Source organism: Solimonas aquatica (assembly GCF_900111015.1).
Classification (GTDB): Bacteria; Pseudomonadota; Gammaproteobacteria; order Nevskiales; family Nevskiaceae; genus Solimonas; species Solimonas aquatica.
On record NZ_FOFS01000011.1, the window covers coordinates 54,665 to 81,237 of the forward strand.

The 26,573-nt window shown below is 67.0% G+C and carries 24 protein-coding genes; 20 read left to right on the plus strand and 4 right to left on the minus strand.

Annotated features, from left to right (window positions below):
* Nucleotides 1–74: 74 nt before the first annotated feature.
* Together BMY12_RS14095 and BMY12_RS14100 are read left to right on the plus strand one after the other, a co-directional pair.
* Complete coding sequence (locus BMY12_RS14095) at nt 75–1,304, plus strand: NAD(P)/FAD-dependent oxidoreductase (protein ID WP_093287487.1); 1,230 nt, start codon at nt 75–77, stop codon at nt 1,302–1,304.
* Entirely contained in the window at nt 1,304–2,605 is a 1,302-nt protein-coding gene (locus tag BMY12_RS14100) for a serine hydrolase domain-containing protein (RefSeq protein ID WP_093287490.1), read from the plus strand. The genes BMY12_RS14095 and BMY12_RS14100 overlap by 1 nt, the downstream gene beginning before the upstream one ends.
* An 826-nt stretch (nt 2,606–3,431) precedes the next feature.
* Here BMY12_RS14100 and BMY12_RS14105 read toward each other — a convergent pair.
* Both BMY12_RS14105 and BMY12_RS14110 read right to left on the minus strand, forming a co-directional pair.
* On the minus strand, nt 3,432–4,880 hold the full coding sequence (locus BMY12_RS14105) for a sulfatase-like hydrolase/transferase (RefSeq protein ID WP_093287493.1): 1,449 nt from the start codon (nt 4,878–4,880) through the stop codon (nt 3,432–3,434).
* Complete coding sequence (locus BMY12_RS14110) at nt 4,877–5,983, minus strand: acyltransferase family protein (protein WP_143068965.1); 1,107 nt, start codon at nt 5,981–5,983, stop codon at nt 4,877–4,879. The genes BMY12_RS14105 and BMY12_RS14110 overlap by 4 nt, the downstream gene beginning before the upstream one ends.
* 238 nt (nt 5,984–6,221) lie before the next feature.
* Here BMY12_RS14110 and BMY12_RS14115 point away from each other — a divergent pair, with 238 nt between their 5' ends.
* The 18 genes from BMY12_RS14115 to glmU all read left to right on the plus strand — a co-directional run bounded on the left by BMY12_RS14115 (nt 6,222) and on the right by glmU (nt 24,606).
* A complete protein-coding gene (locus BMY12_RS14115) occupies nt 6,222–7,607 on the plus strand; it encodes a sialate O-acetylesterase (RefSeq protein WP_093287498.1) in 1,386 nt (461 codons plus the stop codon).
* Between the two features lie 30 nt (nt 7,608–7,637).
* Entirely contained in the window at nt 7,638–8,375 is a 738-nt protein-coding gene (locus BMY12_RS14120) for a class I SAM-dependent methyltransferase (RefSeq protein WP_093287501.1), read from the plus strand.
* A gap of 45 nt (nt 8,376–8,420) precedes the next feature.
* On the plus strand, nt 8,421–9,080 hold the full coding sequence (locus BMY12_RS14125; RefSeq protein ID WP_093287503.1) for a TetR/AcrR family transcriptional regulator: 660 nt from the start codon (nt 8,421–8,423) through the stop codon (nt 9,078–9,080).
* A gap of 39 nt (nt 9,081–9,119) precedes the next feature.
* Nucleotides 9,120–11,594 carry an acyl-CoA dehydrogenase gene (locus tag BMY12_RS14130; protein ID WP_093287505.1) on the plus strand — a complete coding sequence of 825 codons (2,475 nt, stop codon included), beginning with the start codon at nt 9,120–9,122 and terminating at the stop codon, nt 11,592–11,594.
* Between the two features lie 70 nt (nt 11,595–11,664).
* Nucleotides 11,665–13,155: a helicase HerA-like domain-containing protein gene (locus BMY12_RS14135; RefSeq protein WP_093287507.1), complete on the plus strand. Its 1,491-nt coding sequence runs from the start codon at nt 11,665–11,667 to the stop codon at nt 13,153–13,155.
* 136 nt (nt 13,156–13,291) lie between these two features.
* The gene (rsmG, locus tag BMY12_RS14140; protein WP_177189003.1) at nt 13,292–13,939 is read left to right on the plus strand and encodes a 16S rRNA (guanine(527)-N(7))-methyltransferase RsmG; all 648 of its coding nucleotides are present in this window, start codon (nt 13,292–13,294) and stop codon (nt 13,937–13,939) included.
* Nucleotides 13,936–14,724, plus strand: coding sequence for a ParA family protein (locus BMY12_RS14145; RefSeq protein ID WP_093287510.1), 789 nt, complete (start codon nt 13,936–13,938; stop codon nt 14,722–14,724). Before rsmG ends, BMY12_RS14145 begins: the two co-directional genes overlap by 4 nt.
* Nucleotides 14,725–14,908: 184 nt before the next feature.
* Nucleotides 14,909–15,748, plus strand: coding sequence for a ParB/RepB/Spo0J family partition protein (locus tag BMY12_RS14150; protein ID WP_245732537.1), 840 nt, complete (start codon nt 14,909–14,911; stop codon nt 15,746–15,748).
* Between the two features lie 95 nt (nt 15,749–15,843).
* Nucleotides 15,844–16,284, plus strand: a complete 441-nt coding sequence (locus tag BMY12_RS14155) for an ATP synthase subunit I (RefSeq protein ID WP_093287514.1) — start codon at nt 15,844–15,846, stop codon at nt 16,282–16,284.
* Between the two features lie 10 nt (nt 16,285–16,294).
* On the plus strand, nt 16,295–17,188 hold the full coding sequence (atpB, locus tag BMY12_RS14160; RefSeq protein ID WP_093287516.1) for a F0F1 ATP synthase subunit A: 894 nt from the start codon (nt 16,295–16,297) through the stop codon (nt 17,186–17,188).
* Nucleotides 17,189–17,239: 51 nt separating this feature from the next.
* The gene (atpE, locus tag BMY12_RS14165) at nt 17,240–17,494 is read left to right on the plus strand and encodes a F0F1 ATP synthase subunit C (RefSeq protein ID WP_093287517.1); all 255 of its coding nucleotides are present in this window, start codon (nt 17,240–17,242) and stop codon (nt 17,492–17,494) included.
* Nucleotides 17,495–17,551: 57 nt separating this feature from the next.
* Nucleotides 17,552–18,022, plus strand: coding sequence for a F0F1 ATP synthase subunit B (locus BMY12_RS14170; protein ID WP_093287520.1), 471 nt, complete (start codon nt 17,552–17,554; stop codon nt 18,020–18,022).
* 18 nt (nt 18,023–18,040) lie between these two features.
* A complete protein-coding gene (locus BMY12_RS14175) occupies nt 18,041–18,577 on the plus strand; it encodes a F0F1 ATP synthase subunit delta (RefSeq protein WP_093287523.1) in 537 nt (178 codons plus the stop codon).
* Nucleotides 18,578–18,603: 26 nt separating this feature from the next.
* Nucleotides 18,604–20,142 (plus strand): F0F1 ATP synthase subunit alpha, encoded by a 1,539-nt coding sequence (gene atpA, locus BMY12_RS14180; protein WP_093287526.1) that lies wholly within the window; start codon nt 18,604–18,606, stop codon nt 20,140–20,142.
* A gap of 18 nt (nt 20,143–20,160) precedes the next feature.
* Entirely contained in the window at nt 20,161–21,021 is an 861-nt protein-coding gene (atpG, locus tag BMY12_RS14185) for a F0F1 ATP synthase subunit gamma (protein ID WP_093287529.1), read from the plus strand.
* Nucleotides 21,022–21,147: 126 nt separating this feature from the next.
* Nucleotides 21,148–22,545 carry a F0F1 ATP synthase subunit beta gene (gene atpD, locus BMY12_RS14190; protein WP_093287531.1) on the plus strand — a complete coding sequence of 466 codons (1,398 nt, stop codon included), beginning with the start codon at nt 21,148–21,150 and terminating at the stop codon, nt 22,543–22,545.
* Between the two features lie 68 nt (nt 22,546–22,613).
* Nucleotides 22,614–23,033 (plus strand): F0F1 ATP synthase subunit epsilon, encoded by a 420-nt coding sequence (locus tag BMY12_RS14195; protein ID WP_093287534.1) that lies wholly within the window; start codon nt 22,614–22,616, stop codon nt 23,031–23,033.
* Between the two features lie 172 nt (nt 23,034–23,205).
* Nucleotides 23,206–24,606: a bifunctional UDP-N-acetylglucosamine diphosphorylase/glucosamine-1-phosphate N-acetyltransferase GlmU gene (gene glmU, locus BMY12_RS14200; protein WP_093287537.1), complete on the plus strand. Its 1,401-nt coding sequence runs from the start codon at nt 23,206–23,208 to the stop codon at nt 24,604–24,606.
* A gap of 62 nt (nt 24,607–24,668) precedes the next feature.
* On the opposite strand, the gene BMY12_RS14205 is transcribed toward glmU, so the two are convergent.
* Both BMY12_RS14205 and BMY12_RS14210 read right to left on the minus strand, forming a co-directional pair.
* On the minus strand, nt 24,669–25,259 hold the full coding sequence (locus BMY12_RS14205) for a nucleotidyltransferase family protein (RefSeq protein WP_177189004.1): 591 nt from the start codon (nt 25,257–25,259) through the stop codon (nt 24,669–24,671).
* A 225-nt stretch (nt 25,260–25,484) separates the two neighbouring features.
* Nucleotides 25,485–26,555, minus strand: a complete 1,071-nt coding sequence (locus BMY12_RS14210; RefSeq protein WP_177189005.1) for an XdhC family protein — start codon at nt 26,553–26,555, stop codon at nt 25,485–25,487.
* Between the last annotated feature and the right edge of the window lie 18 nt (nt 26,556–26,573).

Genomic DNA, 26,573 nt, shown 5'->3' on the forward strand with positions numbered 1-26,573 from the left:
AAAACCGGTCCGCATGATGCTGCGTTCTTGCGGACAAAACATCGCATCAATCAACCTCAATCGGGTCAGGAATCATGAGTGCTGCTGAACAGACGTTTGTGATCGTGGGCGCCGGCCAGGCCGGCGGCGAAGTCGCGGTGGAGCTGCGCAAGCAGGGCTATACCGGCCGCGTGCTGCTGATCGGCGAAGAGCCGCATGTGCCCTATCGCCGCCCGCCGCTGTCCAAGGCTTATCTCGCCGGTACGGTTGGCGAGGAAGGCCTGTACATCACCCCGGCCGCGAGCCTGGCCAAGCACAACATCGAATTCATCGGCGGCACGCGCGTCACCAAGATCGACCGCGCCGCCAAGACCGTGAGCCTGTCGGACGGCCGCAGCATTGCCTACGACAAGCTGGCCCTGACCACCGGCGGCCAGGCGCGCATGCTCAACCTGCCCGGCGCCAACCAGCCCAATGTGCTGGCGGTGCGCAGCATCGAGGACGTGGCCAAGCTCAAGCCCTATGTGGCGGAAGGCCGGCACATCGTCATCATCGGCGGCGGCTTCATCGGCCTGGAAACCGCGGCGGTGGTGAAGAAGCTGGGCATGAAGGTCACCGTGCTGGAAGGCCTGCCGCGCGTGCTGGCGCGCGTCACCGTGCCGGAAGTTTCGGCCTTCTTCGAGCGCGTGCATCGCGAAGCCGGCGTGGACATCCGCACCGGTGTGCAGATCGCCGGCTTCGAGGGCGACGAGAAGGTCAGCCATGTGAAGCTGGGCAATGGCGAGATGCTGCCCGCCGATGTGGTGGTGGTGGGCATCGGCCTGGTGGCCGGCGTGGAGCTGGCCGAGGCCGCGGGCCTGGCGCTGGACAACGGCATCGTGGTCGATGAGTTCGCGCAGACCTCGGACCCCGACATCGTCGCCGCCGGCGACGTCACCAATCATCCCTCCGAATTCCTGGGCCGGCGCGTGCGTCTGGAGTCGGTGCAGAACGCCATGGAGCAGGGCCGCATCGCCGCGCGCAGCATGCTGGGCAAGAAAGAGCCCTACCGCACCGTGCCCTGGTTCTGGTCCGACCAGTACGATCTCAAGCTGCAGATGGTGGGCGTGTCCACCGGCTTCGACCGCGTGATCATCCGGGGTGATCTGGCCCAGGGCCGCGCCTTCGTCGCGTTTTACCTGAAGGACGGCAAGCTGATTGCCGTGGACACCGTGAACCGTCCGCAGGAATTCATGCTGGCCAAGAAGCTGGTGGCCGCGCACGCGGTGCTGGATCCCGACAAGCTGGCCGATGACAGCATCCCGCTCAAGGAAATCGCCGCCTGATGCGCCTGCTTGATCTGCAGCGCCGCCTGCCGGCGGTGCTGCCCCATCCTCTGCGTGCGCTGCTGGGCACGCGCGTGCACGTGCCGGATGACTTGAGCGCGGTCACGCAGATCGACCACGCCGCCGAGTGCGAACCGCAGCGCGTGGCGATGAGCGACGAAGGCGTGGCGCGGATCTGGAGCGCGGTGGAGAACTTCTACCGCACCGGCCTTCAGCCGGCCATCACCCTGGTGATGCGTCGCCAGGGCCGCGTGCTGATGAAGCGTTCCATCGGCTGCGTGCGCGGCAATCTGCCGGGCGAGGAGCAGGACTTCGAGCCGCTTACGCCGGACACGCCCATCAGCCTGTTCTCGGCATCCAAGTCGATCTCGGCGCTGCTGGTCCACAAGGCCGCCGAGCTGGGCCTGCTGCAGCTGCACGACCACATCGCCGATCACATTCCGGAATTCGCCGCCGCCGGCAAGGCCGCCGTCACCGTGCGCGATCTGCTCGCGCACCGCGCCGGCATTCCCGCCGTGCCGCAGGTGGAGCCTGCGCCCGAGCTGCTGCGGCAGTGGGACAAGATCATTGCCCTGCTCTGCGCCGAGCGGCCTTTCGACCGGCATTTCGAGCGCCAGGCCTATCACGCGCTGTCCGCCGGCTTCATCACCGGCGAGCTGCTGCGCCGCGTCACCAAACGCGAGCTGCCCGAGCTGATGCGGGAATGGCTCGCCGAGCCGCTGCAGCTGCGTTATCTCACGTATGGCCTGAAGCCCGAGCTGCGCCACCTGGCGCCGCCCAATGTGCAGACCGGCGTGAAGCCTTACTGGCCGGCGACCCGGTACATCGAGCGCGTGGTGGGCGTGAGCTTCGACGCCGCCATCCATGCGTCCAACGATGACGCCTTCCTCTCTGCCGTGGTGCCGGCCGGCAACATCTACGCCAGCGCCGACGATGTGAGCCGCGTGTTCCAGATGCTGCTGGATGGTGGCGAGCTGGACGGCCGGCGCGTGCTCAAGGCCCAGACCGTGCGCGAAGCCCTGCGCCCTGTCGGTGCGATGCAGCTCGACCGTACCCTGCTGCTGCCGATGCGTTACTCCGCCGGCTTCATGCTGGGCGAAAACCCGTTCGGCCTGTTCGGTCTCAAGAGCCGCCGCGCCTTCGGGCACCTGGGTTTCGTGAACGTCCTGGCCTGGGCCGACCCCAGCCGCGACATCTCCGTGGCCCTGCTCAACACCGGCAAGTCACTGGAGCCGGCCGCCTACGTGCGCCTGATCGGCGTGGTGCACGCGATCGGGAAGGCGTGTTCGCGGCTGGATTGAGCGGAGCGCTGGCGCGGCGCGCATAACGCTCACCACGCGGCGACCGTAGCAACTGCAGCACCCGTAGGGCGGTTAGGCGCGCTAGCGCCGTAACCCGCCAGGGCTTTGCTAATTGTTGCTGCGCGTGTTTCTCGATCTATTGCCTCTTTCGACCGCCCTTCGGCGGCCGACTCACTTCTCTTTGCTTGTGCAAAGAGAAGTAAGCAAGAGAAAGCACACCCCGGCTCTGGCGCCCGCTACGCGGGTGCCTTCGCTGTGCAACGTGCTCGGGGCCGTTGCAGACACGCCATCCCTGGCGTGGCCGCAACTGAGCCGCCCTTCCTGGGCGGCTCTCCCCTGCGCTCGCCGCACAGCTCAGCGCCAGAGACGGGGACCCCAAAGTCAAAAGCAACAGCGTAGCGACGCTCATCGCTGCGCTGTTGCTTTGCTGTTGACCTTCCCCCCTTTGCCTCGCACCGAGCAGCGCAGCGAGCGCAGGGGAGAATCGAACAGGATGTTCGATTCAGTTGCATACAGGCCATGGATGGCCTGTATGCGACGGCCCCGAGCACGTGAGCAGCGCAGGCTTCCGGCGCCGCGACAGCGGCGACGGATGCGAGGCGTAGGGCGTGCTTTCTCTTGGGTACTTCTCTTTGCACGAGCAAAGAGAAGTACCTCGGGCGCCGGAGGGCGCACGAAACCAAGGCCAGATCAAGAGTTGAACAACGAAGTTACAGCAAGGCCCAGGCGGGTTGCGGCGCTCACGCGCCTAACCCGCCCTACGAATGACGGACTTTCCTGCACGATGTGAGCGCAGGCCAAGACAGCCGCAGACACTGTCGCGCCGCTACCGGGCCGGCGCAGCTGCGTGTGGACCTACAGCTGTGTTGGGCCACAGCACCGCATGCGGCACATGATCCGGCGACAGTTGCTCGCGCCGGGTGCCGGCGACGAAGGCCGGAGCGTGGTCGCCCACCACCACCAGGGCGGTATCGTGGCGCCTGGCCATCATCTCGGCCAGCGATTGCATGAGCAGATGGTGCAGCTTGGCCAGGCGGCATTCCTGTTCGTCGCCGGCCGTGGTCGGGCTCTGGCTGCAGTCCACGGCGGCGCGCGGGTCCTGGCTTTCATAAATCGGCAGGTGCGCATTGAGACTCAGCCAGTACACGAACTGCCTGGCGTGCGCGGGATCGTCGAGCTGGCGGCCGATCAGCGCGGGAACGTCGCCATCGCAGACGCCGGGGAAGGTGGCGCCGCAGCGGGACTCGCGGCCCAGGCGCGTGAGCAGCTCGCGGTCGAACAGGCGCTCGGTGAAGCCCAGCTGCGGATACCAGTGCAGGCGGTTGAACATGCTGCCGCGATAACCGTGCATCGCCACGCTGTGATAGCCCAGCGCGGCCAGCTGATGGGGCAGGCAGTGATCGAGCTGGATGCGCGGATCGGGCAGGCGGATGGAGCTGCTGCGCAGGCCGCAGAGTTCGCGCAGCTCGCCGTTGACGGTGGAGCCCTGGAACAGGGTCTCGCCCAGCTCCAGCCGGAGGTCCGGACGCTGCGCGGCCAGCTGCGTCAGCGGTGCGGTGATCAGCGCGCGCGCGCGCTCGTCCTTGAACCAGCCCCAGGATTCCACCACCACCAGCACCAGCTTCGGCGGCAGCTGCTGCTGCGCGAGGCCGGCGACGATGGGCGCGCTGGCGCGTTCCGGCGCCGGGCTCAGCGTCAGCGGCTGCGAGTTGCCCAGCTGGTGGCGCAGCTCGCGCAGGATGAAGGCGCCCGGCGAGCCGGCCACGTTCACGGAGGTGACGGCGCGGTCCATGCCGGTGAGCAGGTTCGGCGACAGCGCCAGATCCGCGCCCAGCACCAGCAGTGTCAGCAGCAGTGCGCAGCTGCTTTCGCGGACGCGTGCCGCGCCGGGCGCGCGCAGGCGCAGCATCAGCCCGGCCAGCGCGGTGGAGCCCAGCAGCACCACCGCGACAATCGGCAGCACGAAGGACGGCGCCAGATTGAACAGCTCCTGCGTGGTTTCCAGCACCTTGCTCAGATCGAACTGGTAGGTGGGTGCCACCGTCATCGCCAGATCGGCGATCAGGGTCAGGGCCAGCGCCGGCAGGCCCAGCCACCAGGGCAGCCAGGGAATCAGGATGCCCAGGGCCAGGTAGTCGAGATTGGCCAGGGTGTGGCTCACGCCCAGATAACGGGCGATGAGATTCATCAGCAGATCGGGCAGCAGGCCATAGGCCAGCGCGCTGCGCAGCAAGACGCGCAGCCAGGACGGCTCGGGTTCGAAATAGCGCCTCATGACACGACCACCGGTGCGTCTGCGGGCTTGCGCGGACTCCAGCGTCGCGCCAGATACTGCCGCAGGCGCGACTCCAGCAACTCATAGCTGACCCAGGCCACCGCCCAGCTCAGCAGCAGGCTGGCGAGGGTGAAGACCACGAACGTCAGCTCCGGACCCAGCACCGGCAGCAGCTTGGGCACCAGGCTGCGCTTGAGCGGCCACATCAGCACCGCATGCCAGAGATAGAAGCTGTAGCTGACCGTGGCGGTGAACTGGATGGGCCGCCAGCGCAGCGCCGCGATCAGCAGGCCGCGTCCGGCAACCACCGCGTCGAACAAAATCAGGCCCAGGAAGAAGGACAGCACCAGCAGCGCCGCGTACCAGGCATTCAGATGGGCCTGCGCGCGCGAGTAGTCCAGCACCAGGGTCTGCCAGACCACCACCAGCGCCACGAAGCTCAGCGCCGGCGGCACGCGCCGCATCCAGGGCGAAATCAGCTGTTCGCGCCACAGGCAGATGCCGATGCCGGCGAAGAAGAACATCGCGGTGGCCGAGCGCGAGAACAGCAGGAAACCCACGGCGAGGGCAAACGCCGCCGCCGCCGCCGGCCGGCCGCGGTGATAGAGCACGAAGGCCCAGGCGGCCGCGAGATAGAACGCCATCTCGAAGGACAGCGACCAGGACACGTTGAGCACGATCGGCAGCTGGAACACGCCGGGCAGGAACAGCAGATTGGCCAGGATGTGCAGCGGCCAGCTCCAGGCCGGCGTCTCGGCAAACATTTCCACGTGCCGCCAGATGCCGAACACGCACAGCGGAATCAGCACGCCGATGTAAGCCGGATACACGCGCAGCAGGCGGTCGATGAGAAAGCCCGGCACGCTGGCCTTGCGGATCAGGGTCTCCGTGATCAGATAGCCGCTGATCATGAAGAACATCTCCAGGCCGATGCGCAGGCTGCCGAAGACGTGATCGGCGAAACTGCCGGGCGCCACGACCAGCGCGCCGGTCTGCGCGGCGCCCAGGTAGGCGTGATAGACCAGCACCATCAAGGCGCCGGCGCCGCGCAGTCCGTGTATGTATGGGTTATAGCCGCGAGGCGTCGCTGTGGTGGCGCTCAAGTGTGAACCCGTGTTGGAGAGGCGGCAGCCGTTTCCCCCATGAAGACAGCCGCGCCGGCGCTTATCCTCGCACAGTGCCCGTCAGCCGCCCAGCCGCGCGGGCACGACGATTGCCAATGGCACCGCGCTGCGGCAACCTGCCGACCATCTCCCGATCATTATCACCCAGCATGTCCATCCTGATCGCGGCGCCAGGCCCCGCGACGGCCGCGCGCTGCGCAGCCCCGAGCCCCTTGCCATGAAATGGCTGCGTCGCCTCAGCTTCGCCCTGCTGCTGACGCTGGCGCAGTCCAGCGCCGCACGGCTGAGCATGCCGGGAGTGTTCGGCGATCACATGGTGCTGCAGCAGCATCGCCCCATGGTCTTCTACGGCTCGGCGCCGTCCGGCGCCACGGTGCGCGTGCAGGCCGGTGCGGCGCAGGGCAGCACCGAGGCCGACAGCGAGGGCCGCTGGCAGCTGCGCCTGCCGCCGCCGGAGCCGGGCGCGGCCTTCGAGGTCAGCGTGCGCTGCGCGGACGAGGAACTGCGCTTCCGCGACGTGGTGGCCGGCGAGGTCTGGCTGATCTCCGGGCAGTCGAACATGGAGTGGCCGCTGAATTTCCTGCCGGACAGCAAGGACGACATCGCCGGCGCCGCCAATGCGCAGCTGCGCCTGATGCTGATCGGCCACCAGCGCCGCGTGAAGGCCGATGTCAGCGACGTGCCGGGGCGCTGGGCGCCGGCCACGCCGGAAACCGTGGCGGGCTTTTCGGCCGTGGGTTTCTATTTCGGTCAGGCCCTGCAGCAGGAACTCAAGGTGCCGGTCGGCATCATCCAGGCCACCTGGGGCGGCAGCAATATCGAACCCTGGATTCCGCGCGACGCCTGGCTGCAGACCCAGCGAGCCGGCGAACTCAAGCCCAGCGACATGGGCGGCGGCTTCCTGTGGCTGGGCAGCATGTACAACGGCATGGTCCATGCACTCACCGGCTATACCCTGCACGGTGTGCTCTGGTACCAGGGCGAGTCCAATGTGAAGAACGGCGAACGCTATCTGCCCAAGTTTCTGACCCTGATCCGCGGCTGGCGCGCGGCCTGGCAGGCGCCGCAGCTGCCGTTCTATTACGCGCAGCTGGCGCCTTTCGAGGAAAAGCTGGGCGGCGCCAAGCTGCCGCCGCTGTGGCAGGTGCAGACCCGGGTGCGTGAACGCGTGCCCGGCACCGGCATCGTGCCCACCCAGGATCTGAACCCGGAACTGAACGTGCATCCGCGCCGCAAGCGCGAGGTGGCGCAGCGCTTTCTCCGGCTGGTGCTGGCGCGCGAATACGGACGCGAGGGCCTGGTGGAAGGGCCGCGCCTGAGCGGCCTCAGTCGCGAAGGCGGCGTGCTGCGCCTGCGGTTCGTCGACGCCCAGGGCCTGCAGGTGCGCAACGAGGAGCAGGCCACCGGCTTCGAGATCGCCGGCGCCGATGGGGTGTTCAAGCCGGCTTATGCGCGGATCGATGGCGAGAGCATCGTGCTGCGCAGCGCACAGGTGCCGCAGCCGCAGCAGGCGCGCTATGCCTGGGACTTCGAACTGGCGACCATGGCCAATGTCGTCAACGCCGCCGACCTGCCGCTGCTGCCCTTCTCCAGCCCGCCCTAGGCGGCCTCATCACCATCCCCCGAACCCCTCTTGAACGCCGCCAAAGACCCTTCGAGCCCTCCGGTTTCCTATGCCGAGCTGACGGTCCAGCATCGCAGCTGGCTGGGGCGCTTCAGCCATCGCGCGCGCTTCGATCTGGCCCAGCGCCTGCTGGCGCCGCAAGCCGGCGAGCACGTGCTGGACTACGGTGCCGGCGATGCCTATCTGCTGTGTCTGATGCACGCCCGGCAGCCGCAGGCGCGGTACAGCGCCTACGAGCCCTATCCGGCGATGGCGCAGCAGGCGCGCGCGCGGCTGCAGGCGCAGATGCCGGAGGCGTCCCTGTTCTGCACGCGCGAGGAGCTGCAAAACCAGCGCTGCGACAAGCTGGTCTGCTGCGAGGTGCTGGAGCATCTGCAGGAACCGGAGCTGGCGCAGGTGTTCGCGGATTTCCGGCAGCTGCTCGATGCAGAGGGGCGTCTGCTGCTGTCGGTGCCGGTGGAAGTGGGGCCGGTGGCCCTGGTCAAGCATCTGGTGCGCATGCGTGGCGCCCAGGCGCGGCGCACGCCGCTGCGCCATGTGCTGGCCGCCGCATTCGGACGCGTGCGCGAGCTGCCGCGTCCGGCGCAAGGCCGCTACATCTACGCGCACCTGGGTTTTGATCATCGGGCTCTGCGCCGGCGCCTGGCGCAGGAGGGTTTCGTGATCGAGACCGAGCATTTCTCGCCGCTGCCCTGGCTGCGCGACTGGGGCAATTCGCAGGTGTTCTGGCTGTGCCGCAAGGCCTGAGGCGCCTCGCTGGCATTGTCACGGCATCGGGATAGACTGCGAGGCATGGACACCGCGCCCGAGAAACTGCCTGCCGCCGCCAGCACCGGCGAGCTCAGCGCGCGCGGCGGCGAAGCCCGCCAGAACCTGAGCGTGGACGCCTGGGCGCAGGCGGCGCTGGAGGCCATGGCCAGCGGCGGCCTGGAGGCGGTGGCGGTGGAGCCGCTGGCGCGCCGCCTGGGCGTGACCAAGGGCAGCTTCTACTGGCACTTCCCCAATCGCGAGGCCCTGCTGCATGCGGCCCTGGCGCTCTGGGAGCGCAGCGAGACCGACGACATCCTGCAGCGCGTGGGGCCGGAGCCTGATCCCTACCAGCGCATCGTCAAGCTGTTCAAGGCCGCCAACGCCAGCTATCGCTCGGGCCGACTGTATCTGGCCATCGCCGCCGCCGAAGACAAGCCCATGGTGCAGGAAGTGGTGCGGCGCGTCTCCGAGCGGCGCATGAGCTATCTCTACGACTGCTATCGCGCCCTGGGCTTCGAGGAGCCGCAGGCGCGGCACTGGGCGCGCTTTGCCTACGCCACCTTCATGGGCAATCTGCAGATCGGTCGCGACACGCCGGAGCTGATGCCCAATGGCGCCGAGTTCAGCGAATACGTGAAGCTGATGATCCGCGTGCTGATTCCGCACGAGGCGGGCACGGCATCTGCTGACGCGGGAGGCTGATCCAACCCTCGCGGTCCCCCGGATGAAGGAGCGATGTGCATGACCGTCACGATCCTCCTGCTCGGTTTCGCCTGTGCCTGGCTGCTGGCTTTCGTCGGCGCCGCGCTCTGGTCGTGGACGCTGGGGGGCGCCCTGCTGCTCTTGCTGCTGGCGCTGTTCGACGCCCTGAGTCCCGGCGCGCTGATCGTTCTGGCGGCGCTGGGGGCGCTGCTGGCGCTGCTGCTGCATCTGCCGGCGCTGCGGCGCAATGTGCTCTCGGCGCCGGCGCTGAGGGTGTTCCGCAAAGTGCTGCCGGAGATGTCGCGCACCGAGCGCGAGGTGCTGGAAGCCGGCGACGTGTGGTGGGAGGCGGAGCTGTTCCGCGGCCGTCCGGACTGGCAGAAGCTGCTGGATTTTTCATACACGGCGCTGACCGCCGAGGAGCAGTCCTTCCTCGATCATGAGTGCGAGGCCTTGTGCGCGCTCTGCGATGACTGGCGCATCGAGTACGAGCAAAAGGACCTGCCGCAGGCCGCCTGGGATTACATCCGCGAAAGGAAATTCTTCGCGATGCTGATCCGCAAGGAATTCGGCGGCTTGGGGTTTTCCGCCCTGGCGCAATCGGCGGTGGTGACCAAGCTCGCCAGCAAGTCGGTGACACTGGCGGTGACCGTGATGGTGCCCAATTCGCTGGGGCCCGGCGAACTCCTGATGCGTTACGGCACCGAGGCGCAGCGCGCGCAGTGGCTGCCGCGGCTGGTCAGCGGCGAGGCGATTCCCTGCTTCGGCCTCACCGGTCCGGAGGTGGGCTCGGATGCCACCGCGATGCCGGATCTGGGCGTGGTGGGTTACGGCGAGCACCAGGGCCAGCGCATCGTGGGCCTGTATCTCAGCTTCTCCAAGCGCTACATCACCCTGGCGCCGGTGGCGACGGTGATCGGCCTGGCGTTCAAGCTGCGCGATCCGCAAGGCCTGCTGGGGGATCCGGCGCGGATCGACTACGGCATCACCTGCATCCTGCTGCCGGCGGATCATCCCGGCGTGCATGTCGGCCGGCGGCATTATCCGGGCGCGGCGTTCATGAACGGCACCATCCATGGCCGGCAGGTGTTTGTGCCGCTGGATGCCATCATCGGCGGCGTCGCGATGGCCGGCAAAGGCTGGCGCATGCTCAGCGAATGCCTGTCCGCCGGGCGCGGCATTTCATTGCCGGCGCTGTCCACCGCTGCCGGCCAGCTGGGCTATCGCATGGTGGGCGTGTACGCGCGCATGCGCCGCCAGTTCAAGGTGGCGATCGGAAAGTTCGAGGGCGTGCAGGAAGCCACCGGGCGCATCGCCGGATTCACCTACACCCTGGAGGCGATGCGGCTGCTCACGGCCTCCGCAGTGGATCACTGCGCGCCCAGCGTGGCCACGGCCATCGCCAAGTACCAGATGACCGAGCTGATGCGCATCGTGGTCAGCAGCGGCATGGACGTGCTGGCCGGCAAGGCCATCCAGCAGGGACCGCGCAATTTCATGGCCACGGGCTTCAAGGTCATGCCGGTGGCGATCACGGTTGAAGGCGCCAACATTCTCACGCGCAATCTGATGATTTACGGCCAGGGTGCGATCCGTTGCCATCGCTATGTGTTCGAGGAGATGGAGGCGGCGCATGCCGGCGATCTGAAGAAATTCGACCGGCTGCTGTTTGCGCATCTGGGCTTTGCCGTGAACCGTGCGGTGCGCGCGTTCACGCTGGCCTTGAGCGGTGCGCGTCTGGCGCGCTCGCCGCTGCGCGGTGAGCTGGCGCCTTATTTCCGGCAGCTGGAACGCTGCTCGGCGGCGCTGGCCTTTGCCTCGGATCTGACCATGGGCGTGCTGGGCGGCCGGCTGAAGTTCATGGAGCGATTGTCGGCGCGGCTGGGCGATGTGCTTTCACAGCTGTACATCGCCTCGGCGGTGCTGAAGTTCTATCTGGAGGGCAGCCGCTCGCCTGCCGAGCTGGCGCATGCGCGCTGGGCGCTGGAGCACTGCCTGTACGAGATCGGTCAGGCGCTCGGCGCTTTCGTGCGCAACTTCCCCGTCGCGCCAGCCCGCTGGCTGCTGCGTCTGCTGCTGCTGCCGCTGGGCAATCCGTATGCGCCGGTGAGTGACCGCGTCAACGCGCAAGTGGCCGACCTGCTGCTGGAAGCCAGCGATGTGCGCGAGCGGCTCGGCGGCCTGGTGTTCAAGAACGGCGGACCACACGATCCCGTGGGACGCATGGAGCAGGCCTGGCAGGTGGCCGAGGAATGCGAGCGCGCGTATCTGAAGTTCTTTCATCTGGCCAACGCCGATGCGCTGCGCGGCGACAGCGTCGCCGAGCGACTCGACGATGCGCTGGCGCGGCAGCTGCTGACGGCGGCCGAGGTGGCGCAGGCGCGCCGTTACGACGAAGCGCGCTACGAGGTGATTCTCACCGACGACTTCAGCAAGGAATATCTGGCCGGCGATTTCGCAGCCGAAAGCGCCGAGCGCATCGAGCAGGCCGGCTTGCACGCACGCGTGGCCTGAGCGCGTTGTCCTGCGGCACGCCTTGGCCGAAGATAGCCCGCATCGGAAAGCCGAAAAAGGGAGCGGGCGGATGACGGAGGCGGTCGTGCTGGGCAAGGGCGAGACGCCGCAGCGTTTGCTGCTGGCGTACGGCAATCGTCACGGCCTGATCGCCGGCGCCACCGGCACCGGCAAGACCATCAGCCTGCAGGTGCTGGCCGAAGGTTTTTCCGCCGCCGGCGTGCCGGTGTTCGCGGTGGACATCAAGGGTGATCTGTCCGGCATCGCGCAGCCTGGCGAGGCCAGGCCCAAGCTGGCCGAGCGCGCCGCTGCCGTGGGCCTGGCGGATTACGCGCCGCAGGCGGCGCCCACCGTGTTCTGGGATGTGTTCGGCGCGCAAGGGCATCCGCTGCGCGCCACGGTTTCCGAGCTGGGGCCCTTGCTGCTGTCGCGGCTGCTGGACTTGAGCGAGGTGCAGGAAGCGGTGCTGGCCCTGGTGTTCAAGTACGCCGACGACCAGGGCCTGCTGCTGCTGGATCTCAAAGACCTGCGCGCCACGCTCAATCACGTCGCCGCCAACGCGAAAAGCCTGGGCGCCGATTACGGCCTGATCAGCAGCGCCTCGGTGGCGGCGATCCAGCGCGCGCTGCTGCAGCTGGAGTCCGATGGTGCCGAAGCCTTCTTCGGCGAGCCGGCGCTGGAACTGGCCGACCTGATGCGCGTGGACTTGAGCGGGCGCGGCATCGTCAGCCTGCTGGCTGCGGATGTGCTGTATCAAAAGCCGCGTCTGTACGCGGTGGTGCTGCTCTGGCTGCTCTCGGAACTGTTCGAGCAGCTGCCCGAGGCCGGCGATCTGGACCGGCCCAAGCTGGTGCTGTTCTTCGACGAGGCGCATCTCTTATTCAAGGACGCGCCCAAGGTGCTGGTGGACAAGATCGAGCAGGTGGTGCGCCTGATCCGCTCCAAGGGCGTGGGCGTGTACTTCGTGACACAAAATCCGCTGGACCTGCCCGATGCGGTGCTGGGGCAGCTGGGCAATCGCGTGCAGCACGCGCTGCGCGCCTTCACCCCGCGAGACCAGAAGGCCGTGAAGGCGGCGGCGCAGACCTTCCGCGCCAATCCGAAACTCGATGTCGCGGCGGTGATCCAGGAACTGGGCGTGGGCGAGGCCCTGGTGTCCACGCTGGGCGAGCAGGGCGTGCCGGGCGTGGTGGAGAAGACCCTGATGGCGCCGCCGCGCGGCCGCATCGGGGCGCTGGAGGCCGCGCAGCGCCAGCTGATCCGCGCGCGTTCGCCGCTGGCCGGGCGTTACGAACAGGCCGTGGATCGCGAATCGGCCTATGAAAAACTCGCCGCGCGCAGTCAGGCGCCGGCGCCGGAGGCGCAGGCCGGCGAACAGGATCGCGGCTGGTGGGATCGTGGCAGCGCCGCGCCCGCGAGCCGCCGCAGCGCCGCCAGGCGCAGCGACACGGTGATGGACGCCGCCATCAAGAGCGCCACGCGCAGCGTGGCCTCCACCGTGGGCCGCGAGATCGGTCGCCAGCTGCTGCGCGGCCTGCTGGGCTCGCTGTCGCGACGTTGAAGCCCTGCGTTTCGCGCCTTGCCCGGCGCGATTTCCGGCAGCAAGGCAGACGTGCGCAGTTCACGGCTAGCTTCTTATACTGCGCGCCGTTTTGCTCAAGGTGTCCGTTTCCCATGTGTCATCGCCGGAGTGTGTCGTGAGCGCTGCCCTGCAGGCGCAGCTGGCGCGGGGCCTGGAGGAACTGGGCCTGCGGCTGGACGCGGAGCAGCTTGCGCAGCTGCTGGCCTATCAGACCGAGCTGGGCAAGTGGAACACCGCCTACAACCTCACCGCGATCCGCACGCCCAGCGAGATGGTCACGCGCCATCTGCTCGATTCGCTGGCGCTGCTGCCGCTGCTCGACGAACAGATGCCGCCTTCCGGCGCGCTGCTGGACGTGGGCGCCGGCGCCGGCCTGCCGGGCCTCGTGCTGGCCATCGCGCGGCCGGCCTGGTCGGTGACGGTGCTGGACAGCAATGGCAAGAAGGCGCGCTTCATGCGCCATGTGCAGCGCCAGCTGCTCCTTAATAACGTGCAGGTGGCCGAGTGCCGCGCCGAGGACTGGCAGCCGAGCGCGCCGCAGGATGTCATCGTCAGCCGCGCCTTCGCCGCCCTGGCGGATTTCTTCGCCCTGACCCGGCACGCGCTGGCGCCGGGTGGTGTTTGGGTGGCCATGAAAGGCAAACTAGACGATGCCGAACAGGCGGCGGTGCCGGCGGACATCGAAATCCGCGAGAGTCGCCGCCTGCAGGTGCCGGGTTTGCGCGAGGACCGCCACGCCCTCATCGCCAGTGTGAAGACATGAGCTACGTCATCGCCGTTGCCAATCAGAAGGGCGGAGTGGGCAAGACCACCACCGCCATCAATCTCGCCGCCTCGCTGGCGGCGACCAAGCGCCGCGTGCTGCTCGTGGATCTCGACGCGCAGGGCAATGCCACCATGGGCGTGGGCGTGGACAAGAGCGCCCTGCAGTACAGCTCGCGCGATGTGCTGCTGGAGCAGGTCAAGATCGGCGCCGCGATCCAGCATCTGGATGCGCTCAATCTCTGGGTGCTGCCGGCCAATGCCGACATGACCGAGGCCGAGATCAAGCTGCGCGAGGTGGCCCTGGGCGATTTCGCGCTGAAGACCGCGCTGGCCGAGGTGGCCGATCAGTTCGACTACGTGATTCTCGACTGTCCGCCGGCGCTGTCCAAGCTCACCGTCAACGCCCTGGTCGCCGCCGACGGCGTGCTGATTCCCATGCAGTGCGAGTACTACGCCCTGGAAGGTTTGAGCGCGCTGGTGGACACCGTCGGCAAGATCAAGCGCGTAATCAATCCCCGGCTGGAAGTCGAAGGCCTGCTGCGCACCATGTTCGATCCGCGCAACAACCTGGCCAACGATGTCAGCAATCAGCTGATCCAGCATTTCGGCGACAAGGTCTATCGCACCCTGGTGCCGCGCAATGTGCGCCTGGCCGAAGCGCCCAGCCATGGTCTGCCGGTGATGATGTACGACGCCGGCTCCTCCGGCGCCAAGGCTTATCTGGCGCTGGCGGGCGAGGTGCTGCGCCGCCACGACGGCGGGCAGCTGCGGTTGCCGGCTTGAAGAAAGATGCCTCCTCTTCCCCGGCACGGGGAGCGGGCAGGGTGAGGGGGAAGCGGCCAGAGATAAGGCGGCGTGCTTGCCGAATGAGGGCGTCCCCCCTCACCCTAACCCTCTCCCCCCGGCGCTTCGCGACGGGGGGAGAGGGGATTGATCTAAGAGAGCCTTGGAGTCGAAAGTCTTGAGCGTGAAAAAGCGTGGACTGGGCCGCAGCCTCGATGTGCTGCTCAGCAGTGTGGCGGCACCGGCGGCCGAGGAGGGCGGCGAGGAGCTGCGCGAGATCGCCCTGGACCGCCTGCAGCCGGGCAAGCATCAGCCGCGCCGTGACTTCGACCCCGCCGCCCTGGATGCCCTGGCCGCCTCGATCCGCGCACAAGGCATCGTGCAGCCGCTGGTGGTGCGCAGCATCGGTGCGGATCGCTATGAAATCGTCGCCGGCGAACGCCGCTGGCGCGCGGCGCAGCAGCTGCTGCTGAAGACCGTGCCGGTGGTGATCCGCGCGCTCGACGAGCGCGCGGCGATGGCGGTGGCCCTGGTCGAGAACATCCAGCGCGCCGATCTCAACGCCCTGGAAGAAGCCCAGGCCCTGCACAAGCTGATCAAGGAATGCGGCCTCACCCACGAACAGGCCGCCGAGGCCGTGGGCTGTTCGCGCGCGCACATCAGCAATCTGCTGCGGGTGCTGGATCTGCCGGAGGCGGTGCAGACGCTGCTGCGCGGCGGGCGCCTGAGCCTGGGCCATGCCAAGGTGCTGCTCGGCGCGCCGGCGGCACGTCAGGAAGCGCTGGCGCAGCAGGTGCTGGAGCGTCAGCTCAGCGTGCGCCAGCTCGAAGCGCTGCTCGCCCTGCAGCAGGCCGACAAGCCCAGGACCGCCCCGGCGGCGCGCGCCGGCGGCATGGAAAAGGAGCTGAGCCGCAAATTCGGACTGCCGGTGCGCCTGCGTCAGGACGAGCAGGGCCGGGGCAAGCTCACGGTGAGCTTTGCCAGCGCCGAGGAATTACGGGCGCTGTTGCAGCGGCTCGCTTGATTGTGTCAGAGCTGATTCATGCAGCTGAAATGTGCTTGCGCGCTACAAATTTTTGATTGACCTGGGTTCCTGCAACAACATAAAATCGCCGCCCGTTGATCAGCCCGCAGGCCGACGATGGGGATCGTCGCGGTGCGCGGACAGCGATGCAGATATCAAAAAGGGATTTTTTGCTGGCGAGAGCGGTATGCCTCGTGCAGCTGGGTATCGCGGGCATGATGGCCTTGGCATTCGGCGTTTACGTCGGCCGGCCACAGGCATACGCCGCTCTGTTCGGCGGGTTGACGGCAGTGGCACCCACGCTTTATTTCGCGATTCGGATCTTTGTGCGGCCAGCAGATGCCACGCCGCAGCAGATGGTCGGCGCCTTATTCCGTGGGGAAATTGGCAAGTTGGGCTTGACGGCCGTGCTGTTCTGGGTGGGCGTCATGATTTTTGCCAAACAGTTTTTCGCGCTGATGGCGACTTACGCAGCCTGTCTTCTGGCCTATTGGCTAGTGATGGCGCGGGTCGGATTCGATCGTAAACAAGGATAGCAGGCGAGTTATGGCAGCCGAAGAAGGCACGCACGATTCCGGCAGCTACGTGGTCCACCACCTGACCAACCTCAAGTTGGACTTGCAGACCATGACGCTGAACGAGCACGCCACCGGCTTCTGGGTGCTCAATATCGATTCCGTTGTCTTTTCGGTCGTCCTCGGCGCCCTGTTCCTGTTCCTGTTCCTGCGTGTCGCCGCCCGCGCCAACTCCGGCGTGCCGACCGGCGTCGAGAACTTCGTCGAGATGTGCGTCGAGTTCGTCAGCAATCAGGTCAAGGAAGTCTTCCCGGGCGCCGGTTCGCTGGTGGCGCCGCTGGGCATCACGGTGTTCATCTGGGTGCTGCTGATGAACATCATGGATATCTTCCCCGTGGACTGGTTCCCCTACATCGGCGAGCACGTCTTCGGCCTGTCGCATCTGCGCGTGGTGCCGTCCACCGACGTCAACATCACCTTCGGCATGTCGATCTCGATCTTCGTGCTGATGTACATCTTCAGCTTTGTCTACAAAGGCCCCATCGGCCTGGGCAAGGAATTCCTCACCCATCCCTTCTACATCCACGCCCACGGTCCGGCCGCGCTGGTCAACATCCCGCTGATGGCGGTGAACGTGGTGCTGCGTCTGGTGGAAGACCTGGCCAAGCCGGTGTCGCTGGCGCTGCGACTGTTCGGCAACCTGTTCGCCGGTGAACTGATCTTCGTGCTGATCGCCGTGTTCTCCAGCAACGCCTTCAATCATGGTGTCGCCGGCTTCATCGGCTTCGGCCTGTTCGGCGGCCTGATCCAGTTCCTCTGGGCGGCCTTCCACCTGCTGGTGATCCCGCTGCAGGCCTTCGTCTTCATGGTGCTCACCATCGTGTATCTCGCCTCGGCGGCGCAGAGCCACGGTGAGGACCACTGACGCTTCACCCCTTTTCCACCGCGCAAACGCTACAAACTAGGAGTCATTGCAATGCAGGAAATTCTCAGTCACACCGCGCTGGCCGTTGGCCTGATCCTCGGTCTTGGCGGCGCCGGCACGGCCATCGGCTTCGGCCTGCTGGGCGGCAAGCTCATCGAAGGCACCGCGCGTCAGCCTGAGCTGGGCGGCATGCTGCTGGGCCGCATGTTCCTGGTCGCCGGTCTGCTCGACGCCGTGACCTTCGTCGGTATCGGTATCGGCATGTTCTTCGTGTTCGCCAACCCGTTCCTGGGCCAGCTGCACTAAGCAATCCGGCAAATCGCGGGAGCTTTTGAAAAGCTCATCGCGCTTTAGGGTGATCCGATGGACTTAAACGCAACTCTGATCGTTCAGAGCATCACGTTCCTGATTTTCGTGCTGCTCATGTGGCGCATCGCATGGCCGCCGATCATCGCCGCCATGCAGGCGCGTCAGGCGCGTATCGCCGATGGTCTGGCCGCCGCTGACCGCAGCGCCGCTGCGCTCGCCGACGCCACCGCCAAGAGCGAGCAGGCCGTGAGCGCGGCCCGCGTGCAGGCGCAGGACATCCTGGCCGCCGCCAACAAGCAGGCGCAGCAGCTGATCGAGCAGGCCAAGAACACGGCCCAGCAGGAAGCGGCGCGCATCGTGGCCAAGGCACAGGACGACGTGGCCCGCGAAGTCGGCCATGCCCGCGAAGAGCTGCGCAAGCAGGTCGGCGAGCTGGCCGTGGTCGGCGCCGCGAAGATCCTCAAGCGCGAGATCGACGCCAAGGCGCATGCCGACGTGTTGAACGATCTGGCGGCGCGCATCTAAACGGGAGCCGGCACGATCATGGCGGATTTCAGCACCCTGGCTCGTCCTTACGCGAAAGCGGCTTTCGAGCTGGCGCGCGATTCGGGCGACTACCAGTCCTGGAGCGATGCGCTTCAGGCCATCGCGGGCCTGGTGACGGATCCGCAGGTTGCCCAGCTGGTCAGCAACCCGGCGCTGGCGCGCGCGGATCTGGCGGCCACGCTGTCGGCCGCGCTCAGCGGCAAGATCGGCAAGGAGCCCCTGGCCCTGCTGCAGCTGCTCATCGAGAACGGCCGCCTCGGCGCGCTGGGCTCGCTGGTCACGCAGTTCGAGGCCCTGCGGGCGGAAGCACAGCGTCGTGTCGAGGTGGACGTCACCTCGGCCGCCGCAGTGGAGCCGGCGCAGCAGCAGGCCCTGTCCGATGCCATCCGCAAGCGGCTGGATCGTGATGTCGCAGTGCGCTGGCATGTCGATCCGGCGCTCGTCGGCGGTGCGGTGATCCGCGCCGGCGATCTGATCATTGACGGCTCGCTGTCCGGTGAGCTCGAACGTCTGCAGACCGCCCTGGCGCGGTAAGTCGAAACTATTAGGAATCGCTTCCCATGCAACTCAATCCTTCCGAAATCAGCGACCTGATCAAGGCGCGCATCAAGAACTTCGATGCGTCCTCCGAGTCGCGCAACGTGGGTCAGATCGTCTCGCTGCAGGACGGCATCGTCCGCGTGCACGGCCTGTCCGACGCGCTGCAGGGCGAAATGCTCGAATTCCCGGGCAACGTCTTCGGCATGGCGCTGAACCTCGAACGTGACTCCGTCGGCGCGGTGGTGCTCGGCGACTACAAGCACCTCAAGGAAGGCGATACCGTCAAGACCACCGGCCGCATTCTCGAAGTGCCGGTCGGTGAGGCGCTGCTCGGCCGCGTGGTGGACGCGCTGGGCCGCCCCATTGACGGCAAGGGCCCGATCGCCGCGAGCGCGATGAGCCCCATCGAAAAGGTTGCCCCGGGCGTGATCACCCGCAAGTCGGTGAGCCAGCCGGTGCAGACCGGTTACAAGGCCATCGACTCGATGGTGCCGATCGGCCGCGGTCAGCGCGAGCTGATCATCGGTGACCGTCAGACCGGCAAGACCGCGCTGGCCATCGACGCCATCATCAACCAGAAGTCCTCGGGCATTAAGTGCGTCTACGTGGCCATCGGCCAGAAGGCGAGCTCGATTGCCAACGTGGTGCGCAAGCTCGAAGAGTACGGCGCCATGTCCTACACCACGGTGGTCGCCGCTTCGGCTTCCGAATCCGCCGCCCTGCAGTTCATCGCGCCGTACTCCGGCTGCTCGATGGGCGAGTACTTCCGTGACAAGGGCGAAGACGCGCTGATCATCTACGACGACCTCTCCAAGCAGGCCGTCGCCTATCGTCAGGTCTCGCTGCTGCTGCGCCGCCCTCCGGGCCGCGAAGCCTTCCCTGGCGACGTGTTCTATCTGCACTCCCGTCTGCTCGAGCGCGCTGCGCGCATCAACGAGGAGTACGTGGAAAAGCTCACCAACGGCGCCGTGAAGGGCAAGACCGGCTCGCTGACCGCGCTGCCGATCATCGAAACCCAGGCCGGTGACGTGTCGGCCTTCGTGCCCACCAACGTGATTTCGATCACCGACGGTCAGATCTTCCTGGAAACCGACCTGTTCAACGCCGGTATCCGTCCGGCCATGAACGCCGGTATCTCGGTGTCGCGCGTCGGTGGCGCGGCCCAGACCAAGCTGGTCAAGAAGCTCGGCGGCGGCGTGCGTCTGGCCCTGGCCCAGTACCGTGAGCTGGCGGCCTTCGCGCAGTTCGCCTCGGACCTCGACGCCGCCACGCGTGCGCAGCTGGAACGCGGTCAGCGCGTCACCGAGCTGATGAAGCAGAAGCAGTACGCGCCGCTGTCCGTGGGCCTGATGGGCGCTTCGCTGTACGCCGTGGAAAAGGGCTACATCGACAAGGTGCCGGTGAACAAGGTGCTGGCCTGGGAAGAAGGCCTGCATCAGTTCATCGCCAACGGCCACAAGGACCTGCTCGCCAAGCTCGACACCGGCGACTGGAACGACGCGCTCGAAGCGGGCCTGAAGGCCGCGATGGACGCTTACGTCAAGCAGTCCGCGATCTGATAAGCCAAGGAGCCTGACGTGGCCGGCGCCAAGGAAATCCGCACCAAGATCAAGAGCGTGAAGAACACGCAGAAGATCACGCGTGCGATGGAAAAAGTGGCGATGTCGAAGATGCGCAAGGCGCAGGAGCGCATGGCGGCCGCGCGTCCTTACGCTGAGCGGCTGCGTCGCACCCTGGGCCATCTGGCGCAGGCGAAGCTGGAGTACAAGCATCCGTTCACGGTGGAGCGCGAAGCCAAGCGCGTCGCCTTCCTGATCGTGTCCACGGACCGTGGTCTGTGCGGCGGCCTGAACATGAACGTGTTCCGCCAGACCGTGCGCGCGATCCGCGAGTGGCAGGGCAAGAACGTCGAGGTCGATCTGGTGCTGATCGGCGCCAAGGCCGTGTCGTTCTTCCGCCGCATCGGCGGCAAGGTGCTGGCCACCGCCACGCATCTGGGCGACCGTCCGCATCTGGACCAGCTGCTCGGCAGCATCAAGGTGCTCAGCGACGCCTATCTGGAAGGCAAGATCGACCGCGTGTTCCTGGTCGGCAACACCTTCGTCAACACCATGACGCAGAAGGCCGACGTGCTGCAGCTGCTGCCCGTGCTGCCGGTGAAGACCGAAGGCATGCTGGAGCAGTGGGACTACATCTACGAGCCCGACGCCAAGGAGCTGCTGGGCACCGTGCTGCAGCGCTACGTCGAATCGCAGGTGTATCAGGCGGTGATCGAAAACGCGGCCTGCGAGCAGTCCGCGCGCATGGTGGCCATGAAGGCCGCCAGCGACAACGCCGGCAAGATCATCAATGCGCTGCAGCTGCAGTACAACAAGGCCCGTCAGGCCAGCATCACCAAGGAACTGGCGGAAATCGTCGGCGGCGCGGCGGCGGTTTGAGGAATGTGAGACGTGAGGTGTGAGACGTGAGACGAAGCGGACGTGGCGCCTTTTGGCGGTGCCTCACGTCTCAGGTCTCACCTCTCACGGTCGAATTTGAAGCGGAACTATTGAGATAGCAGAGCTATGAGCACTGGCAAGATTGTTCAGGTTATCGGCGCGGTCGTGGACGTGGAGTTCCCGCGTGATGCGATTCCGAATATCTACGACGCCCTCAAGGTCGGCGGCACCGAGCTGACGCTCGAAGTGCAGCAGCAGCTGGGCGACGGCGTGGTGCGTACCATCGCGCTGGGCTCCACCGAAGGTCTCAAGCGTGGCCTGCTGGCCACCAACACCGGCAAGGCGATCTCCGTGCCGGTGGGCCCTGCGACCCTGGGCCGCATCATGAACGTGCTCGGCGAGCCGATCGACGAAGTCGGTCCGGTCGATGCCAAGGAGCACTGGGGCATTCACCGCGCGGCGCCCACCTATGAAGACCAGGCCGGTTCGACCGAGCTGCTGGAAACCGGCATCAAGGTGATCGATCTGCTCTGCCCGTTTGCCAAGGGCGGCAAGGTGGGCCTGTTCGGCGGCGCCGGCGTGGGCAAGACCGTGAACATGATGGAGCTCATCAACAACATCGCCAAGGCGCACTCGGGTCTGTCCGTGTTCGCCGGCGTGGGTGAGCGTACCCGTGAAGGCAACGACTTCTATCACGAAATGATGGAATCGGGCGTCGTCAACGAGAAGAACCTCGGCGAGTCCAAGGTGGCGATGGTGTACGGCCAGATGAACGAACCGCCGGGCAACCGTCTGCGCGTGGCCCTGACCGGTCTGACCATGGCCGAATACTTCCGCGACGAAGGCCGCGACATCCTGTTCTTCGTCGACAACATCTACCGCTACACCCTGGCCGGCACCGAAGTGTCGGCACTGCTCGGCCGTATGCCTTCGGCCGTGGGCTACCAGCCGACGCTGGCCGAGGAAATGGGCGTGCTGCAGGAGCGCATCACCTCCACCAAGAAGGGCTCGATCACCTCGATCCAGGCCGTGTACGTGCCCGCCGACGACTTGACCGACCCCTCGCCGGCCACCACCTTCGCGCACTTGGACTCCACCGTGGTGCTCTCGCGTGACATCGCGGCCCTGGGTATCTACCCGGCCGTGGACCCGCTGGACTCCACCAGCCGCCAGCTCGATCCGAACGTGATCGGTGCCGAGCACTACAACACCGCCCGCGACGTGCAGGGCGTGCTGCAGCGCTACAAGGAACTCAAGGACATCATCGCCATCCTCGGCATGGATGAGCTGAGCGAAGAAGACAAGCAGGTCGTGTCGCGCGCGCGCAAGATCCAGCGCTTCCTGAGCCAGCCCTTCCACGTTGCCGAAATCTTCACCGGCTCGCCGGGCAAGTACGTCTCGCTCAAGGAAACCATCCGCGGCTTCCGCGGCCTGGTGGATGGTGAGTACGACCACCTGCCGGAGCAGGCCTTCTACATGGTCGGCACCATCGACGAGGCCGTCGAGAAGGCCAAGAAGCTTTGATGTAAGCGCCGAGGCGTGGGCGCAGCCGCGCGCACGCCTCGCAACTTACGTCTTACGGGAATCAAGTCATGGCACAACTACACGTTGACATCGTCTCCGCCGAAGGCGCCATTCATTCCGGCGAAGCGGCGATGGTGTTCGCTCCGGCGAGCATGGGCGAAGTGGGCATCGCGCCGCGTCACGCGCCGCTGCTGACCACGCTCAAGCCCGGCACGGTGCGCGTCAAGACGCCGAGCGGCGAAGTGCTGCCGTTCTTCGTCGGTGGCGGCATTCTCGAAGTGCAGCCGAATCTGGTGACGGTGCTCGCCGACACCGCGCTGCGCGCCAAGGACGCCGACGAGGCCGCCGCGCTCAAGGCCAAGCAGGACGCTGAAGAGAAGCTCGCCGGTGCCAAGACCGATATGGATCTGGCCAAGGCGCAGTCCGAACTCATCGAGGCCGCCGCGCGCCTGGAGTTCGTCAAGAAGATCAAGGGCGGGTCACACTAAAAAAAGCAGCTGCAGCACCGCATTGCCAAAGGCGCCGTCAGGCGCCTTTTTGTTTTGCCGTCGTTCCCGCGCAAGCGGCAATCCAGGGCCGTTCCCGTATGCCCGCGGGCCTTGGCGTTCCGGCGCCGGCCGCCTTCTCAACGTCCCGCACAAACCCCTTAAACTCACCGGCATGGCCAAATCCGCACCCGCCCCTCTGCACGTCGTCATCCTCGCCGCCGGACAGGGCACGCGCATGAAGAGCGCGCTGCCCAAGGTGCTGCAGCCCATCGCCGGCAAGGCCATGCTCGGCCATGTCATCGACGCCGCCTCGGCGCTGGGCGCGGCCGGCATCCACCTCGTCATCGGCCATGGCGCCGAGCAGGTGCAGTACTGGGCGCGCGCGCAGTACGGCAAGGACGCGCCGCTGCACTGGGCCTATCAGGCGCAGCAGCTGGGCACCGCGCACGCCGTGCTGCAGGCCCTGCCGCAGATTCCGCAGCAGGCCCAGGTGCTGGTGCTCTACGGTGATGTGCCGCTGGTGTCGCTGAGCGCACTGCAGAATCTCTGCGCGGCCGGCACGCGCGCACTGGCGCTGATGAGCGTGACCCTGGCCGATGCCAGCGGCTACGGCCGCATCCTGCGCAACCGCGCCGGCGCCATCACCGGCATCGTCGAAGACAAGGAAGCCAGCGCGAAGCAGAAGCTGATCCGCGAGATCAACACCGGCCTGCTCAGCGTGCCGGCCGCGCCGCTGCGCCGCTGGCTGCCCAAGGTGAAGAACGACAACGCCAAGGGCGAGTACTACCTCACCGACATCGTGGCGATGGCGGTGAAGGGCGGGATGAAGGTGCAGAGCGTCGGCGCCACGCCCGAGGAAGTGGAGGGCGCCAACGACCGCCTGCAGCTCGCGCGCCTGGAACGCTATTACCAGCTGCGCCAGGCCGAAGGCCTGATGCGCGACGGCCTGAGCCTCGCCGATCCGGCGCGCTTCGACCTGCGCGGCACGCTCAAGGCCGGGCGCGATGTGAAGATCGATGTCGGCTGCGTGCTGGAAGGCGCGGTGGAGCTGGGCGATGGCGTGCAGCTGGGCGCCTGCTGCGTGCTGCGCAATGTGCGCATCGCCGCCGGCAGCATCGTCAACACGCACAGCGTGCTGGAAGACTGCGAGATCGGGCCGGACTGTCGCATCGGTCCTTTCGCGCGCATCCGTCCGGACAGCGTGCTCGGCGCCGAGGCCCATGTCGGCAACTTCGTGGAACTGAAGAATGCCAAGCTCGGCCCCGGTGCCAAGGCCAATCATCTGGCTTATGTGGGCGATGCCCAGGTCGGCGGCAAGACCAATATCGGCGCCGGCGTCATCACCTGCAATTACGACGGCGCCAACAAGCACCAGACCGTGATTGGCGAAGACGTGTTCGTGGGCTCCGACACGCAGCTGGTGGCGCCGGTGCGTGTGGGCGACGGCGCGACCATCGCCGCCGGTTCCACCATCACCCGCGACGTGCCGCCCGGCGGCCTGACGATTGCACGCGCACGCGAACAGAAAACCGTGCCAGGCTGGAAGCGGCCGCGCAAGCAGAAGCGCGAGTGAGCGGCGGGGCGTGCGGCGTGAGGCATCGCCGCGCGCGCCCGAGCTGACGGGCATGCCTGCGCTTACTGCTTTTCCTGCAAACGCTGCCAGTCCTGTGGCGTGTCGATGTCGATGGCCGCTTGCGGCATGACGATGCGGATCAGGCTGTCGTGATGCTGCTGCAGCAGGGTGCGTGCACCGCGATCCCCGCGCAGCGCCGCGAGTTCCGCCAGAAAGCGTGCCGGAAACAGGCAAGGTGGCCCGAGCGTCTCGCCGTGGTCGGCGGCGATGATTTGCTGCGGATCCGCCTGATGCGCTGACAACAAGGCGCGCAGTGCCTGCGCATCGACCAGCGCTTGATCGGCGAGTGTGATCAGCACAGCATCGAGGCTCGAATCCCCGAGCAGGCTCTGCGCCCCCAAAGCCAACGAGCTGCCCATGCCGTGCTGCCACTGCGGATTGCGCAAGAGGCGCAGCGGTAGATCGTGCAGCTCGGCTTCAACCGCTTCTGCATGAGCGCCGGTGATCACGGTCAGCTGCGTGCCCGCAGCCAGCGCTGCGCCTGCCGCGCGCCGCACCAGACTCTGGCCATCAAGCTGCAGCAACTGCTTGGGCGCGCCAAAGCGCGAGGCTTGTCCGGCGGCGAGCAGCAGGGTGTGGATGCGTGGATTCACGGCGGCGTCACCCTGCAGGCGCCCCCTCTCCCCTGACCCCTCTCCCGCCAGGGGAGAGGGGAATGGCGCGCTGATTGTTTGGGAGATGGCGGTGACTGACGGCGCGTCGGCAGCGCGTCTGCCACAGCGAGTGCAGCGATGCGATCGTGCCCTGCTTTGCTCCCCTCTCCCCTTGCGGGAGAGGGGCGGGGGAGAGGGGGCGACCGGCGAGGTTCACGAACCGCCTCAGCGATGAATCGGCGTGGCCACGCGGCTCAGCAGGCCACCTTCGTGACCGTTGCTCACCGCCAGCATTTCCGCAGCAATCGACAGCGCGATCTCTTCCGGCGTCTCCGAGCCGATGTCCAGGCCCGCCGGGGCGAAGAACGCGGCGCGGATCTCCCCCAGCGCCTCGCGCAAGCGCTGCACACGCGCCCGCGCGCCCAGTGCGCCCAGGTAGCGCAGCGGCTTGATCGCCAGCGGCCGCAGGTAGTCCAGATCGCGCTCCAGATTGTGCGTCATCACCAGCACGCAGCTGCGCTCGTCGAATTCCACTGCGCCCAGCTGTGCCGGGCTCATCACCTCGTACGGCACGTTCTCGGCCAGCGTCTCCGGGCGCGGCTGCTCGGGCTGATGATCGATCAGCTGTACCGCCCAGCCCAGCTGACTGAGCAGGCGGGCCAGGGCGAAGGCGCTGGCGTTGACGCCGACCAGCAGCGCGCGCAGCGGCGGCTCCAGCGGCTCCAGCAACACCTCGTGACCATCGATCAGCTCGACCTGCGGCTTGCTGCGCGGCGGCAGCTGCGCGATGCGCGCGCGGATCTCGCCGGCCAGGGCGCGATCCTGCAGCTCGTCGAACGCGTCACCGCCGACCAGCAGATGCCTGGGCCGTGGCAGACAGACCGCATCGCGCGTGAACACCGTGGCCAGCACGCCGCTGCGACGCTGCAGCAGGCAGCGCTGTGCGGCTTCGGCAAACGCGATGTCGTTGCGGCGCAGAAGCGGTTCGATCAGCACTTCCAGCTCGCCGCCGCAGCCCATCTCCAGCATCACATCGAAATTCTGCTGACGGTTGTAGCGCAGCAGCCGCGCCTGGCCGACGGCCAGCGCCTCGCGCGCGTGCAGGGCGATGTCGCGTTCCGGACAGCCGCCGGAGAGGCCGCGCAGCAGACGGCCGTCGGCGTAGACCAGCATGCGCGCGCCGGCGCGGCGGAAGGTGGAGCCGCTGGTGCGGGTGAGCGTGGCCATGGCCAGGCCCTCGCGCGGCAGCGCACGCAGCGCCGCGAGAATCGGCGCGAATTCCTGCGGCGTGTTCATGCGCGCACCCGGCGCGCG

Excerpts from the sequence above, each read along its gene's own strand:
- BMY12_RS14170 (WP_093287520.1), top strand. The coding sequence starts at position 17,552 with ATGGACTTAAACGCAACTCTGATCGTTCAGAGCATCACGTTCCTGATT.
- atpA (WP_093287526.1), top strand. The coding sequence starts at position 18,604 with ATGCAACTCAATCCTTCCGAAATCAGCGACCTGATCAAGGCGCGCATC.
- BMY12_RS14130 (WP_093287505.1), top strand. The coding sequence starts at position 9,120 with ATGACCGTCACGATCCTCCTGCTCGGTTTCGCCTGTGCCTGGCTGCTG.
- BMY12_RS14195 (WP_093287534.1), top strand. The coding sequence starts at position 22,614 with ATGGCACAACTACACGTTGACATCGTCTCCGCCGAAGGCGCCATTCAT.
- BMY12_RS14105 (WP_093287493.1), bottom strand. The coding sequence starts at position 4,880 with ATGAGGCGCTATTTCGAACCCGAGCCGTCCTGGCTGCGCGTCTTGCTG.
- BMY12_RS14125 (WP_093287503.1), top strand. The coding sequence starts at position 8,421 with ATGGACACCGCGCCCGAGAAACTGCCTGCCGCCGCCAGCACCGGCGAG.
- BMY12_RS14210 (WP_177189005.1), bottom strand. The coding sequence starts at position 26,555 with ATGAACACGCCGCAGGAATTCGCGCCGATTCTCGCGGCGCTGCGTGCG.
- BMY12_RS14100 (WP_093287490.1), top strand. The coding sequence starts at position 1,304 with ATGCGCCTGCTTGATCTGCAGCGCCGCCTGCCGGCGGTGCTGCCCCAT.
- glmU (WP_093287537.1), top strand. The coding sequence starts at position 23,206 with ATGGCCAAATCCGCACCCGCCCCTCTGCACGTCGTCATCCTCGCCGCC.
- atpD (WP_093287531.1), top strand. The coding sequence starts at position 21,148 with ATGAGCACTGGCAAGATTGTTCAGGTTATCGGCGCGGTCGTGGACGTG.
- BMY12_RS14145 (WP_093287510.1), top strand. The coding sequence starts at position 13,936 with ATGAGCTACGTCATCGCCGTTGCCAATCAGAAGGGCGGAGTGGGCAAG.
- BMY12_RS14175 (WP_093287523.1), top strand. The coding sequence starts at position 18,041 with ATGGCGGATTTCAGCACCCTGGCTCGTCCTTACGCGAAAGCGGCTTTC.
- BMY12_RS14095 (WP_093287487.1), top strand. The coding sequence starts at position 75 with ATGAGTGCTGCTGAACAGACGTTTGTGATCGTGGGCGCCGGCCAGGCC.
- atpE (WP_093287517.1), top strand. The coding sequence starts at position 17,240 with ATGCAGGAAATTCTCAGTCACACCGCGCTGGCCGTTGGCCTGATCCTC.
- BMY12_RS14135 (WP_093287507.1), top strand. The coding sequence starts at position 11,665 with ATGACGGAGGCGGTCGTGCTGGGCAAGGGCGAGACGCCGCAGCGTTTG.
- BMY12_RS14115 (WP_093287498.1), top strand. The coding sequence starts at position 6,222 with ATGAAATGGCTGCGTCGCCTCAGCTTCGCCCTGCTGCTGACGCTGGCG.
- atpB (WP_093287516.1), top strand. The coding sequence starts at position 16,295 with ATGGCAGCCGAAGAAGGCACGCACGATTCCGGCAGCTACGTGGTCCAC.